Source organism: Streptomyces aurantiacus JA 4570, from assembly GCF_000414115.1.
In the GTDB taxonomy this organism is placed as follows: Bacteria; Actinomycetota; Actinomycetes; order Streptomycetales; family Streptomycetaceae; genus Streptomyces; species Streptomyces aurantiacus_A.
Window position 1 is genome coordinate 1 of record NZ_AOPZ01000151.1, and the last position, 13,858, is coordinate 13,858.

At 71.8% G+C, this 13,858-nt stretch carries 9 protein-coding genes and 1 pseudogene; 7 read left to right on the forward strand and 3 right to left on the reverse strand.

The annotated features are described in order from the left end of the window. Positions 1-776, forward strand: a 776-nt coding sequence (locus STRAU_RS16500) for an XdhC family protein (RefSeq protein WP_037659903.1), incomplete at its 5' end; no start/stop codon positions are given. A gap of 113 nt (positions 777-889) precedes the next feature. On the opposite strand, the gene STRAU_RS16505 is transcribed toward STRAU_RS16500, so the two are convergent. Further along, a complete protein-coding gene (locus tag STRAU_RS16505; protein ID WP_016641472.1) occupies positions 890-3,436 on the reverse strand; it encodes a polysaccharide lyase family 8 super-sandwich domain-containing protein in 2,547 nt (848 codons plus the stop codon). Between the two features lie 196 nt (positions 3,437-3,632). On the opposite strand from STRAU_RS16505, the gene STRAU_RS16510 reads away from it, so the two are divergent. The 3 genes from STRAU_RS16510 (at position 3,633) to STRAU_RS16520 (ending at position 9,234) form a co-directional block, all read left to right on the forward strand. After that, positions 3,633-5,975 carry an NACHT N-terminal helical domain 7-containing protein gene (locus tag STRAU_RS16510; protein WP_158692080.1) on the forward strand — a complete coding sequence of 781 codons (2,343 nt, stop codon included), beginning with the start codon at positions 3,633-3,635 and terminating at the stop codon, positions 5,973-5,975. Next, positions 5,870-6,712 (forward strand): hypothetical protein, encoded by an 843-nt coding sequence (locus tag STRAU_RS16515; protein ID WP_037659906.1) that lies wholly within the window; start codon positions 5,870-5,872, stop codon positions 6,710-6,712. Before STRAU_RS16510 ends, STRAU_RS16515 begins: the two co-directional genes overlap by 106 nt. Positions 6,713-6,855: 143 nt before the next feature. After that, the gene (locus STRAU_RS16520; protein WP_037659947.1) at positions 6,856-9,234 is read left to right on the forward strand and encodes a penicillin acylase family protein; all 2,379 of its coding nucleotides are present in this window, start codon (positions 6,856-6,858) and stop codon (positions 9,232-9,234) included. 69 nt (positions 9,235-9,303) lie between these two features. Here the strand turns inward: STRAU_RS16520 and STRAU_RS16525 are convergent, their stop codons facing one another. Both STRAU_RS16525 and STRAU_RS16530 read right to left on the reverse strand, forming a co-directional pair. Continuing rightward, complete coding sequence (locus STRAU_RS16525; RefSeq protein WP_037659910.1) at positions 9,304-10,419, reverse strand: chitinase; 1,116 nt, start codon at positions 10,417-10,419, stop codon at positions 9,304-9,306. Between the two features lie 86 nt (positions 10,420-10,505). After that, on the reverse strand, positions 10,506-11,423 hold the full coding sequence (locus STRAU_RS16530; protein ID WP_016641479.1) for an MBL fold metallo-hydrolase: 918 nt from the start codon (positions 11,421-11,423) through the stop codon (positions 10,506-10,508). Between the two features lie 156 nt (positions 11,424-11,579). On the opposite strand from STRAU_RS16530, the gene STRAU_RS16535 reads away from it, so the two are divergent. From STRAU_RS16535 to STRAU_RS16550, 3 genes and pseudogenes are all read left to right on the forward strand, one after another. Continuing rightward, positions 11,580-11,789: a hypothetical protein gene (locus tag STRAU_RS16535; RefSeq protein WP_016641480.1), complete on the forward strand. Its 210-nt coding sequence runs from the start codon at positions 11,580-11,582 to the stop codon at positions 11,787-11,789. Then, positions 11,776-13,265 (forward strand): annotated as a pseudogene (locus STRAU_RS40260) (amidase). Before STRAU_RS16535 ends, STRAU_RS40260 begins: the two are co-directional and overlap by 14 nt. 22 nt (positions 13,266-13,287) lie before the next feature. After that, positions 13,288-13,857 carry a TetR/AcrR family transcriptional regulator gene (locus STRAU_RS16550; protein WP_052029118.1) on the forward strand — a complete coding sequence of 190 codons (570 nt, stop codon included), beginning with the start codon at positions 13,288-13,290 and terminating at the stop codon, positions 13,855-13,857. Position 13,858: the final 1 nt, after the last annotated feature.

Genomic DNA, 13,858 nt, shown 5'->3' on the forward strand with positions numbered 1-13,858 from the left:
CGGCGGCCGCCCGCGGCGAGACCGCGGCGCTCGCCCGGGTGACCCGGGGCCCGGCCGAACTGCGCGGCCGGGCGCTTCTCGTACGGCCCGACGGCTCGTACGAGGGCGGGCTCGGCGGGGCGGCAGGGCTCGACCGCACCGGGGTGGCCGAGGCGCGGGCACTGCTCGACGCGGGGCGCACCGGGACCGTCGAGGTGTCGGAGGACGGCGCGCACTGCCCCGGCGGGGTGACCCTGCTCGTCGAGTCCAGCGTGCCGCCGCCCCGGATGATCGTGTTCGGCGCCGTCGACTTCGCGGCGGCGCTGGTGCGCGCGGGCAAGTTCCTCGGCTACCACGTCACGCTGTGCGACGCGCGCCCCGTGTTCGCCACCCGGCAGCGCTTCCCGGAGGCCGACGAGGTCGTGGTCGACTGGCCGCACCGCTATCTGGAACGCACCGCGACCGACGGCCGCACCGTGCTGTGCGTGCTCACGCACGACGCCAAGTTCGACGTGCCGGTGCTGGTGCGGGCGTTGCGGATGCCCGTCGCCTTCGTCGGGGCGATGGGGTCGCGCCGCACCCACGAGGACCGCAACCGCAGGCTCCGTGACGCGGGCGTCACCGACCTCGAACTGTCCCGGCTGCACTCGCCCATCGGCCTCGACCTGGGGGCGCGCACGCCGGAGGAGACGGCGCTGTCGATCGCGGCGGAGATCGTCGCCTCGCGGCGGGGCGGGACGGGGGTGCCCCTGAAGGGGGCGCACACGCCGATCCACCATGATGCGGTGGCGGCGTGACGCCGGGGGCCTTGCCCTTGCCGTGACGGCGCCGTCGGCCTGGGCTGTGCCCACCCGTCCCGCCCTGCGGGACGATTGCCCACAGCGAGTGACGGCGGTGAGAATCCCCCGCCTCAGCGCGCGGGACGCAGCGTCGCCGTAAAGCCGCGTCCGTACGCGTGGTGCGTGTCGGCCTCGACCCACGTCCCGCCGCGCACCGCGCGTACCCGCACCCCCTCGTCCGCCGAAACAACCCGCAGCCGCCGCCCCCGCAGCAACACCCCCACCGTCTCCCGCCCCATGGTCGGATCGGACACGGCGACGCTCGTCAGGGCGGACGCGGACGTGCCCTGGCGCCGCACCAGGACGCAGGCGGGCCCGTCGACCCGCAGGCCCCCGGCCTCGTGGCGACCGGAGCCGAAGGAGTTGACGGCCGTCAGGCCGAGCCCGGAGTGCGAAACGGCCTGCGACCGCGTCGAGTTGGCGAGCACCTCCAGCGGACCGCCCGCGGCATGGGACCGCAGCAGCCGCTCGCCCGCGTTCGGCACCAGCGCGTAGGCGAGGGCGACCGGCCGGGCCCCGGCGGCCCGGTCGACCGAGACGCCGAAGACCTGCCGGGTCACCGCCGTGTCCGGGTTCGCCGTGCGGACCACGCGGCGGCTGCGGGTCACGTCGTCCAGGGCGACCCGCACGCGCGGCGTGTCGAGGAACAGATAGCCCACGGCCGTGCCCTGCGAGGCGTTGGCGTACCGGAGCCAGCGCAGGTCCGCCGTCCCGGTCCCGGACCAGGGGCGGCCGTCACGCCGCGCCCCGGTGAGGGAGACGGCGTCACCCGGCGCGGCGACACGGGCGTCCACGGCCGTGGTCACCGCCCGCCCGGCCGGGTCGCCCACGCCCGCCGCGAGCACCACGATCTCGTCGTCGAACAGGAACCACGACTTGGTGGCCGACGCGTTGCGATGGACGACGAAGTCGCCCGGAAGCAACGCGCGGTCGCGGTACGCGACATCACTGGACTGCACCATCGCGGCCGCACCGTACGCCCCGAGCACGACGCCCCCGGAGTGCCCGTGTGTGCCGCGCGGGAAGTACACGTACTTGTTCTGCGACTCCGACGACGACGTGAAGTTGAGCGGATGCCCCGGATTGTCGTAGTAGGGCTTGCCGTACAACTCCGGGACGGTGCGCCGCTGTTCTGCGGGTGCGGTCACCCCGGCGAGGGCGTACGGCGACACCGTGGTGAAGTAGTCCACGCCGTACGCCTCTGTCTGGTCCTGCCCGGACAGGTAGAGGTAGTGGGCGCCCTCGCCCTGGAACCACGGCATCAGGTTCTCGCCGTTCATGTACTCGTACTTGCTGATCCGCGCCGAACTGCGCGCGAGCGCGAACGCGTAGCCGGGCCTGCGGTGCACCGTCTTGTCCATCGCGTTGAAGGCGACGCTGCGCGCGGCCGGATTGAGGTCGGCGGCCGGCACGGAGGCGTCGGCGAGGATGTCGGCGTACCGCACCACGCTGACGGGCGAGACGAAGCGCGCCGGGCCGAGCGTGGCGCGGGAGGTCTCGCGGATGTGCTTCACATAGCCCTTCAGGGCGGTGGCGTCGGTGCCGCTCGCGAGGGAGGAGAGATCGACGACGGCCTCGACCACGACGGCGACGTCCGTGTAGCCGGAGTCCGTCCGCGACACCGCGCGCCCCTTGACGATCTCCATCATCCAGCCCTCGAAGATCAGCGGCGCGAACCCGTTCCGCACCCACCCCCGCACCACGGGCACCAGCTCCTCGCCGTGCGCGAAACCTGTGCCGTCGAGGATCTTCAGCGTCTGTACGACACGGGTCAGCAGGCCCTTTCCGTAGGAGCCCGTGTAGGCCACCGAGGCGTGCTGGATGAACGAGCCGTCGGCGTAATACCCGTCCGTCACCCCGTGGTCGAGGCGGTAGGGGTCGATGGTGGCGAACACCGTCAGCTGGTCGGTGAGGGCCTTGCGGACGCGGGCCTCGTCGCCGAGGAGGGCGCCCTGGAGGATGCGGTTGGTGGTGATGTCCGCGAGGTTCGCGCCGGTGTGGAAGCGCGAGTCGAGGTTCACGTCGCCGTTCTTGCCGTTGCGCAGATACGCGTCCATGGAGGTGACGTACGTGCGCACGAGCTCCGGCCGGTACGCGCGCACCTCGTCGTGCAGCAGCACCAGGGCCTTGCTGACGTGCTGGGAGATGCCGATCTCCCAGTGGAACCAGTTGCCGTAGTAGCCCTTGGACTGGTCGCCGTAGTACCGCTCGTGCAGCCACACGAGGCCGTCGATGACGCGCCGCCGGGCGGCCTTGTCCCCGTAGAGGCCGCCGCCGTACGCCACGGTGGCGAGGGCGATCTCGTACAGCCACCGGAAGGCGGTGTTGAGGTTCGCGTCGTCGGTGCCGAGCGCGAGTCCGGCGAACAGCTCGCCCGCGCCCGCGGCGTCCATCGCCTTGAGGTTCGCCCGCGCGGCCTTGTCGACGGCGGCGAGCTTGGCGGCGGTCTCCGGCCGGGCGTTGGACGCGGGCGTCCCGGCGAACACGGCCTCCGTGTTGGCGCGCAGCCGCGCCAGGCCCGCCGCGGCGGCGGCCGCGCCCACCGGCCCGGCGGGAACCACGGCAAGGAGACCGGCCGCCGACAGCGCGGAGAGCAGACGTCTGCGGGTGATGTCCATCAGGGGTCCTCCGCCCATGAGGTGGCGCTCCGGCGGGCGGAGTCAAGCAGATGCCCCGACCGGCAACAAGAGGGCTCGCTCGCCGTTCCGCCCTGCTGGAGCGGATGCCACCGATGCGCGGTGAACCGGGGTCTCCGGTACGCCATTCGTGTCAGGCTGGCTTCGGAGTCCGCGGGACGCACACCTTGGGGGGACTGTGACGCCGCGTAGGTTGCTGTCGTTCGGGGACGCGCTGGCGCTGCTGGGCGGGGACCCTCCCGCCGTGGCGGCGCTCGACCGCGCGCTGGGTGGCGCGCTGAACCTGGCGACCGGTGGCCTGAGCGGCAGCGTGCTCGGCATGTTCGACGCGCGGGGGCGCGTGCTCGGCCTGGGGCGCGACGCGTGGCAGGGGGTGGGGGAGCGGCTGGGGCGCACCGACGGCCGCGTGGAACGCACCCGCGTCCTGGAGGCGGCCCACACCGTGATCGTCGTGCTCGCCTTCTTCGACGCCTTGGAGAGCGCCGAGCTGCCCTTCGCCCTGGACGAGGTGAGCCTCACCCGCAGGGACCAGCTCACCGTCGCGGGCGGCCGGGTCACCCTCGCCGCGGGCTTCACGGACACCGTGGCCCAGGTGGACGCGCCGCGGCCCGCGCCGCACCTGCCCTACGAGGACCACATCGCCGAACTCCACGCCTGGTACGGGCACTTGGGGGCGCGCGTCCAGGACTTCCTGCAAGGGTTCGCGGTGTGGGAGCGGCTGGACGACACCGCTCGCGACACGGCCGCGCACACGGTGCGCACGGTGGTGCCGCGGCTCGCCGTCGAGGAGTACGAGGCGCTGTACGCGCGGCTCGCCCTCGAGGCGCCCGAATTCGGCTTCTGGTCGGGCCAGGTGGAGCACCAGGCCACGCGCGCGGAACTGCGCAGGGCACTGGCCGGCCTGGAGACGTTCCTCACCGCGAGCGCGACGCTGGGCCGGCCGCCGGTGGATGTCGCCGGCGCCCTCTCCCGCGCGCACCGGTCGGCCCTCGACCACCGGATCCTCGACGCCCAGGAGGCGCCCGAGGGCATCCGGATGCCGACGCTGGCGGAGGCGTACCTCGACCCCGACTTCCGGGTGCGGGCGGTGGACGGACAGGGCAGCCCGGCCGACGAGGAGTGGTGGGGGCGCGCACCGGTGCGGCAGGACCTCACCGCGTACCTGGCCGGAGCGCTGACCTCGGAAGGGCTGACGGCCGCCCCGCTGCTCGTGCTGGGCCAGCCGGGCGCAGGCAAGTCCGTGCTGATCCGGATCCTCGCTGCCCGGCTGCCGTCGGCCGGATTCCTGCCGGTGCGGGTGGCGCTGCGCGACGTACGCGCGGACGACGAGATCCAGGACCAGATCGAGCAGGCCATCCGCGACGCCACCGGGGAGCGCGCCACCTGGCCCGAACTGGTGCGCTCGGCGGGCACGGCCGTGCCGGTCGTCCTGCTCGACGGCTTCGACGAACTGCTCCAGACCACCGGGGTGCACCAGAACGACTTCCTGATGCGCGTCGCCCGGTTCCAGGAGCGGGAGGCGGAGCAGGGACGGCCGGTCCTTGCCGTCGTCACCAGCCGTACCGCGGTCGCCGACCGGGCGCGCTACCCGCAGGGCACCGTCGCGCTGCGCCTCGAACCCTTCCGGACGGAGCACATCCAGCTCTGGATCCACCACTGGAACCTCACCAACGCCATGAACTTCCAGGCCATGGAGCTGCCACCGCTCACCTGGGAAGCCGTCGCACCCCATCGCGTACTGGCCGGACAGCCGCTGCTCCTGACCATGCTCGCGCTGTACCAGGCCGCGGGGAACGACCTGCGCGGCGAGGACGACCGCCCCCTGGACGAGGCCGACCTCTACGAGGACCTGCTCGGCTCCTTCGCCCGGCGCGAAGTGTGCAAGGACCTCCGGGTCCCCGACGGCGAAGTGGAACAGCGGGTCGAGGAGGAGCTCGAACGGCTCTCGCTGGTAGCCTTCGCGATGCTGAACCGGCGGCGCCAGTGGGTGTCGACGGCCGAGCTGGACGAGGACCTGGCGGCGCTCCTCGGACGGGCCTCGACGCCGGTGTCCGGGTTCCGCGCGCCGCTGGGGCGGGCCGAAGTCGCGCTGGGCCGCTTCTTCTTCGTCCAGCGCGCACAGTCGATCCGTGACGGCCAGAAGCTGTCCACCTACGAATTCCTGCACGCGACGTTCGGGGAGTATCTGGCGGTCCGCCTCGCGGTGCGGCTGCTGTCCGGGCTCCTCGCCCACCGCCCGGTCCTCTCGATGGGCGGCGAACCGCTCAACGACGACTTGATGTTCGCCCTGCTCTCCTTCGCGCCGCTCTCCTCGCGGCAGATGCTCCGCTTCGCCCGCGCCCGCGTCGAACGACTGCCGCACGAGGAGCGCGAGACCCTGGCCCGGCTCGTCGTACGGGCCCTGGGGAGCGGGAGTTGCGCGCCGAGCAGCCGTACGCGACGTATCTCCCGCGACGTCTCCGCGTCGCGCGCCGGCACGGGATCTACGGCGCGAATCTGGTGCTGCTCGCGCTGCTGCTGACCGGCGGGACGACGGCCGGAGCGCTGTTCCCGTCGTCGGGCGACGCGGGCAGCGCGTGGCACCGGCACGTGCTGCTGTGGCGGTCCTCTCTCGACGAGGTGCAGTGGACCGACCTCGCGCTTTCGCTGAACGTGCGGCGCATCAAGGAGGGTCAGGAACGCGACCTCGAAGTCACCATCCGGCAAGGCGAGTTGACCGCCCCCGAGCCGGTGGACGCCCACTGGCTCTTCCGGGTCCCCCGGGAGGAGGAGCACACCGTCTGGCACCGCCCGTACTGGAACGAGATCTGGCACAAGATGGACGTCTCGGCCGGGACGAACGACGGCGTCGCGCTGCAGGCCCTGCGGCCGGTGTTCGAGTCGTTGGGGCCGCTGGTGACCACGTTCAGCGGCGGGGGAACCCGCATCGGCACCTCAACCGCACATGATCTGCTGCGGTTGTGGCTGTGGGGCGGAACGGAGCCGGTCGCGGACGAGATCGTGGAGTTGTACCGCAGGGTCGGTACGGCCTTCCTGGTCCTCAACTCGTCCGTGGGGGTCACATGGCGTCTCGTCCCTCTGCTGATCGATCTGCTCGACCGGGATCTGCCCCGGCTCAGTCCGGAGCAGTCCGTGGCCGCCCTCGTGGGGCTGACGGGCGACGCCCCCATGGGGCTCGTCGACCAGATCCACGGTCACGTCAAGACCCATCATCCCCGCCTGTACAGCAGGATCGCCCACCGCCTCGAAGGCTCATGAGCGGCGGAAAGTCGCCAAGTGCCCTGCCACAGGGGCAGGTTGGGGCACAGCTCGTAGGGTGGGGTGGCTTCCGGGCGGCAGAACTGGGCCGGTGCACGGGGGCGTTCGGTGTCAGCTTCCTGCCCCACGAGGTGAAGGTCGAGATGAGAGCGCGCATCAAGATACTGCTGGCCGCGGCCGCCCTCTCGGCGCCCATGGTGGTGCCGATGTCGGCGACGGCGGAGAGCCCGGAGAACTCCTACGCGGTACCGGGCCTCGAGAAGCCGGTCTCCATGACGGTCGACACCTGGGGCGTGCCCCACATCTCGGCGTCCAGCACCGGCGACCTCTTCCAGGCGCAGGGCTTCAGCGCCGCGCGGGACCGGCTCTTCCAGATGGACACCTGGCGCCGGAGCGGGCTCGGTGAGCTCAGCGCGGTGCTCGGCCCGCGCCATGTGGAACAGGACCGGGCCGCGCGGCTGTTCCTCTACCGCGGGGACATGGACAAGGAGTGGGCGAGCTACGGCCCGCGGGCCAAGGAGGTGGCGACCCGCTTCGCAGCCGGCGTCAACGCCTACGTCGACTGGCTGGAGAAGAACCCGGACTCCATGCCCGAGGAGTTCCGCAAGCTCGGCTACAAGCCCGCGCACTGGAAGCCGCAGGACCTCGTGCGGATCCGCGCCCACGGCCTCGTCAGCAACCTCACCAAGGAGGTCACCCGGGCGAAGCTCATGTGCCTCGGCGGGCCGGACGCGAGCAGGTACCTGTCGAAGCTCGAGCCGAAGCACAAGCCCGAGGTACCGGACGGCCTCGACCTGTGCGCGCTCCCGGACGACGTCCTGGACACCTACAAGCTCGCCACGGCGCCCGTCTCCTTCGCCAACGGCAAGATGGCGAAGGAGCCGGAGGAGGTCCGGGCGCTGCGCGAGCACGCGAGCGGCAGCAACGCCTGGGCCGTCTCGCCGGAGCGCACCTCGACCGGCAGGCCCATCCTCGCGGGCGACCCGCACCGGGTGAACACGTCGGTGCCCGCGAACCGGTACATCACCCATCTCTCCGCCCCCGGGCTGAACATCATCGGCGCGGGTGAGCCGTGGAACCCCGGCGTCAGCATGGGCCACAACGGGAACGTCTCGTTCGGCCTGACCAACCTGGCCGCCGACCAGTCGGACCTCTACGTGTACGACCTCAAGCCGGGTGACCCCACCAAGTACCGCTACCGCGGCCGCTGGGCATCGATGAAGACCGTCGAGGAAGACATTCCGGTGGCCGGCGGGGAGGCGCGGAAGGCGTCGCTCCCCTTCACCAGGCACGGCCCGGTCGTCAAGATGGACCAGGCGAAGAACAAGGCGTACGCGGTGCGCACGGTCTGGACGCAGCCGGGCACCTCGGCCTACCTGGGCAGCCTCAACTTCCAGAAGGCCAAGAACTTCGACGCCTTCTCCGAGGCCGCGCGTGAGTGGAAGGCTCCGGGCTCCAACCTCGTCTACGCGGACAAGAAGGGCGACATCGGCTGGGTGCCCGGCGCGCTCGCGCCCAAGCGCGAGGGCAAGGGCTACGACGGACTGCTCCCCGTGCCCGGCGACGGACGCCATGAGTGGACCGGCTTCAGCAACAGCGATGACTTCCCCAGCAAGCTCAACCCGAAGACCGGACTCGTCTCCTCCGCCAACGAGTACAACTTCCCCCGCGGTGAAGAGGCTCTCGGGTACGAGTGGGCGGAGCGCTACCGAAAGGACCGCATCGACGAGGTGCTGTCCAAGCAGTCGGGTACCTCCGTCAAGGACACCACGGACCTTCAGAACGATGTGAAATCGCTGGCGGCCACCGAGATCCTGCCGTACCTGAAGGGTCTGGAGTCCTCGGACCCGACGACGAAGAAGGCGCTGGACCTGCTGCGCGGCTACGACGGTGTCGCGAGCAAGGACTCGGCGGAAGCGGTCCTCTTCGAGACCTGGATCACCAACGTGCTCTACCCGGCGTGGGCCCGGGCGATGCTGCCGAAGGAGGCCGCACAGTATCTGACCCAGGGCAAGCTCATGCAGGACTTCCGCGTCGTGACCGACTCCTTCGCCGAACCCGAGGAGTGGTTCGGCGAGGGCGGTGCCCAGGCGCGGGACAAGCTGATCCTCGACACCCTGCCCACGGCGTACGACGAGGTGAGCAGGTTCCTCGGCCCCGACCCGGGCAAGTGGAGCTGGGGCGCGGCGCAGATCCATGTGTTCCGGCACCCGCTCGGCGGCCCGAACGTCGGTCCCACCCCGATGGACGGGACCTACCACACGGTCCGCGTGTCGACGTACCTCCCGAGCCTCTTCCCCCGGGTCCAGATCGTGGGTCCGACCTTCAAGATGGCGCTCGACGTCGGCTCCTGGGACAACTCGCGCGCCATCAACGCACCGGGCCAGTCCGGGGACGAGCGCAGCCCCCACTACGCCGACCTCGCGGCGAAGTGGGGGGCGGGCGAGTACTTCCCGCTGCTCTACAGCAAGGCGGCGATCGAGAGGAACGCGGAAACAAGGATCACTCTCGACCCGGCGTAAGGCGTAGGGCGCCCGGCAAGGTGGTGTTCGCGTGCGGTGCCCGGCAAGGTGGTGTGCGGTGTCCGGCGCTCAACGCCCTTGCAGCGCCTTCACGTTGTCCCCGAACGTCCACCCCTTCGAGCCGTCCCAGTTGATCGACCAGGTCATCAGGCCCTTGAGCGCGCCGTTGTAGTGCCGCCACGCCTGCGACACGAGGCTGGGTGACATGTGGCCGCCGCCCGCGCCGGGCTGGGCCGGAAGGCCGGGCACCTGCTTGTCGTAGGGGACCTTGATGGTCGTGCCCTGGATGACCAGGCCCTTGTTGAGACAGTCCGTCTGGGCGGTGAAGCCCTGCACGGTACCCGCGGAGTAGGAGTCGCCGGAGCAGCCGTACATGCTGCCGTTGTAGTACTGCATGTTGAGCCACCACAGTCGGCCGTTGTCCGCGTACTTCTTGACGATGGGCAGGTACGCGCCCCAGATGGAGCCGTACACCACGCTGCCACCGGTGACGTACGCGGTCTCGGGCGCCATCGTCAGGCCGAAGTTGGGCGGCATCTTGGCGAGGACGCCGTCGATGATGCGGATGAGGTTGGACTGGGACGGCGACAGCTGGTTGATGTTGCCGCTGCCGACCAGGCCGGTCTCGATGTCGATGTCGATCCCGTCGAAGTTGTACTTCTTCAGGATCGGCACGATGGTCTCGACGAAGCGGTCGGCGACGGCGCTCGAGCTCAGGTCGATGCCGGCCGTCGCGCCGCCGATGGACATCAGGATCGTGGCGCCGTCGGCCTTCGCCTGGCACATCTCGGCGGGCGTCGCCACCTTAACCGTGGAGTCCATGCCGTCCTCCCACAGGACGGTCCCGTCGGAACGGATCACGGGGAAGGCCGCGTTGATCACGTTGTAGCCGTGCTGGCGGATGCGGGAATCGGTGATCGGCGTCCAGCCGAACGGCGGATGCACGCCGTTCGACGCGCCGTCCCAGTTCTCCCAGTAGCCCTGGAGCACCTTGCCCGCGGGCTTCGACTTCACCGCGCAGGTGTCCGCCCGCGGGGCGCCGACCGCGTCGGCTGCACGGGGTGTGCCCGCCGCACTGGGTGTGTCCGGCGCACCGGGCGTGCCCGGCGCTGCGGCGGCCGGTAGTTGCGCCGCACAGGCCAGCGCGAGGGCCCCTCCCAACAGACGTACCGTCCGACCGATCATGGCGTGCTCCCTCGGGGAGACCTTGCTGCGGATGGGATGTGGTGCGGATGTGATGCGGCAGACGGTAAGTAGGTATAGACCTTTCGTCAATAGGTCTGGGCCAATGTGGAGTTGAAGCGGAACGTGGAGTTCTGGGGCTGTGCGCCCTCCTGTGTGCGGACCCGGCCTGCCGTCGGTGCCGCGAAGTGGCTGCCGAGCAACAGGGTGTCGGTGTCCGCCACCGAGGCGAGCAGGGCGCGGCGGGTGCGTTCCGCGAGGGCGGGGTCGATGTCCACGCAGGATCCGATGTCGGGCCGGGCGAGCTGGACCGGGTGGTGGACGGCGTCACCGGTGATCAGGGCGGTGCGGTCGTCGCCGCGCAGTTCGACGGCCACCTGGCCGGGGGTGTGCCCGGGCGCGGGCAACAGGCGTACGCCCGGCACGACCTCGGCCGGACCGGCCGAGGTGTCCACCAGGTCGAGCAGGCCCGCGTCCCGCACGGGATGGACGGAGTCGCGGAACATCTGGCGCCGGGGCTCCTCCATGTCCGCGGACGCCCAGTGGTCCCACTCCGTGCGGGTGGTGAGATAGCGCGCGTTGGGGAAGGTCGGCACCCAACTTCCGCCCTCCGCGCGGGTGTTCCAGCCGACGTGGTCGGCGTGCAGGTGAGTGAGGATCACCAGGTCGACGGCGCCGGGCGGGAATCCGGCCCGGGCGAGCCGGTCGAGGTAGTCGGTGTCCAGGTCGTGCCAGGCCGGGTTGGCGCGCTGCTTGCCGTTGCCGATGCCCGTGTCGACGAGGACGCGGCGGCCGTCGCCGAGGGCGATCGCGAAGCTGTGGCTGCTGAGGCGGAGCGTGCCCATGGCGTCGGCGAAGTCGGGGTGCAGCCAGGGGGTGCCGGTGACGACGTCCGGAGTGGCGTCGGGCAGCAGCCAGGGGCCCGTCTCGGGCGGGAGCGGCACTTCGTCGACGCGGTGGGCGGTGATGCCGCCGAGGGTCCAGGTCGCGGGGGGTGTGGAGGTCATGGGGGTCCTTCCGGAGGTCGACACGGGGGTGAGCCGACGGGAGGTCATGAGGCGGTTAAAAGCAATCCCTTTGCGTTAAGAGACGTTAGGCGCTACTGTCGATTAACGCAAACGGTTAGCGTTTGTGTTCTGCTGAGCCCTGGAAGGGACGCGCCCATGCCCCCCGAAGACCTCACCCCGCAAGAGGCGGCCCAGTGGGCCCGCCGCGCCGGACTCCCGCTGGAGAGCGAGCGCCTGGACGCCGTGACCGCCACCGCGAACCACATCCAGGCCGTCGTCGCCACCCTGCGCGAGCTGGACTTCGGCGACGTGCCGCCCGCGTCCGCCCACGCCGCGATTCTGGAGGTGCGCGATGCGGCCGTATGAGCTGACCCTCGCCGACGCGGCCGCCGCGATCCGCGCCGGCGAGCTGTCACCCGTCGAACTCACCGACTCCGTGCTGGAGCGCGCCGAAGCCGCAGAGGGCCGCCTGCACGCCTTCGTGTCCGTGCGGGCCGACGAGGCGCGCGCCTCGGCCGCGCGGGCCGCACGCGAGATCGCGGCAGGCCGCACGCGGGGCCCGCTGCACGGAATCCCCATGGGGATCAAGGACGTCATCGACGTCAAGGGGCAGCCCACGACCGCCAGTTCGTCCGTACGCGCCGACCACATCGCGGACGCGGACAGCACCGTCGCCACCCGCCTCGCGGACGCGGGCGCGGTGCTGCTCGGCAAGACCCACACCCATGAGTTCGCCTACGGCCTGACGACCCCGCAGACGCGGAACGCCTGGGACGCCGACCGGGTCGCGGGCGGCTCCAGCGGCGGCTCGGCCGTCGCCGTCGCGGCCGGCGGGGCCACGTTCGCGCTCGGCACCGACACCGGCGGCTCGATCCGGGTCCCCGCCGCCCTCAACGGCGTCGTGGGACTCAAGCCGACCTACGGCCTGGTGCCCAGCGACGGCGTGACGTCGCTTTCCTGGTCCCTCGACCACGTCGGCCCCGTCACCCGCACCGTCCAGGACGCGGCACTCGTCCTCGCCGCCCTGACCGGCGACGACCCGCCGCCCTGACCGGCGACGACCCGCGCGGCCCGGTCGGCGCCACCGTGCCGCACCAGGGCCATTCCTCGTACCACGAGGGCGACTTGACCGGCCTGCGCGTCGGCGTCCCCCGGAACTACTACTTCGACCGGGTCGCCCCCGACGTCGAGTCCGCCGTGCGCGACGCCATCGACCGGCTGCGCGACCTCGGAGCCGAACTCGTCGACGTCGAGATCCCCATGACCCGCTACGTCCAGGCCGTCCAGTGGGGCCTGATGGTGCCCGAGGCCACCTCGTACCACGAGCGAACGCTCCGCGCGACGCCCGAGCTGTACGCCCCCGACGTCCGCGTACTCCTCGAAGCGGGCGAACTCCTCCTCGCCGGTGACTACTTGCGCGCCCAGCGGGCCCGGACCCTGATGCGGCGCGCCTGGACGCGGATGCTGGAGGCCGTCGACGTCCTCGCCGCGCCCACCGTGCCGCTGACCGCCGTACCGGCGGGACAGCAGTCCGTGCGGTGGGCCGACGGGAGCGAGGAGAGCGTGTCCGACAGCTATGTGCGGCTGTCCGCCCCCGCCAACATCACCGGCTCACCGGCCCTGACCGTGCCCGTCGGGCAGGACCGGGCCGGGCTGCCCGTCGGCATGCAGCTCATCGGGCGGCCGCTGGGGGAGCGGACGGTGCTGCGCGTGGGGCGCGCGTACGAGGCGACGCGGGCGGACGCGGGTCGCCTCGCCCCGGACGCGGGCACCCCTTGGGCGGCGGAATCGACGCCTCCGGAAGCCCCGCGCAGCCCTACCCTGCCCACCCTTAGAAGCTAGAACTTAGCGTTAAGGTGGCCGCATGAGTCCCAAGCCCATGGCCCGCCCCGGCGGGCGCAGCGCCCGTGTGCAGGCGTCGGTGCACGCCGCCGTGCGCGAGCTGGAGGCCGAGCGGGGCCGCGCGGCGCTGACCGTCCCGCTGGTCGCGGCGCGGGCCGGAGTCACCCCGTCGACGATCTACCGCCGCTGGGGCGACCTCCAGGAACTCCTGTCGGACGTCGCCGTGGAGCGGCTGCGACCCGACACGGAACCGGCGGACCGCGGCGGCCTGCGCGCCGACCTGACGGCCTGGGCGGAGCAGTTCCTCGACGAGATGTCGTCCACCGCGGGCCGCGCCTACATCCGAGACGCGCTCCTCGGCGACCCGGACGGCGGCAACGCCGGCCAGTGCTCCGCCTACGCCGCCGCCCAGGTCGACCTCGTCCTCGCCCGCGCCCACGAGCGCGGCGAGGACGGGGCCCCCGCGCGCGAGGCGATCATGGACCACGTCGTCGCGCCGATCATGTACCGCATCCTGTTCCGCCCGGAGGGACTGTCCGCGACGTACGCGCGAGAGCTGGTGGAGCAGACGCTGGCCGGGCTGCCGGGCTGAA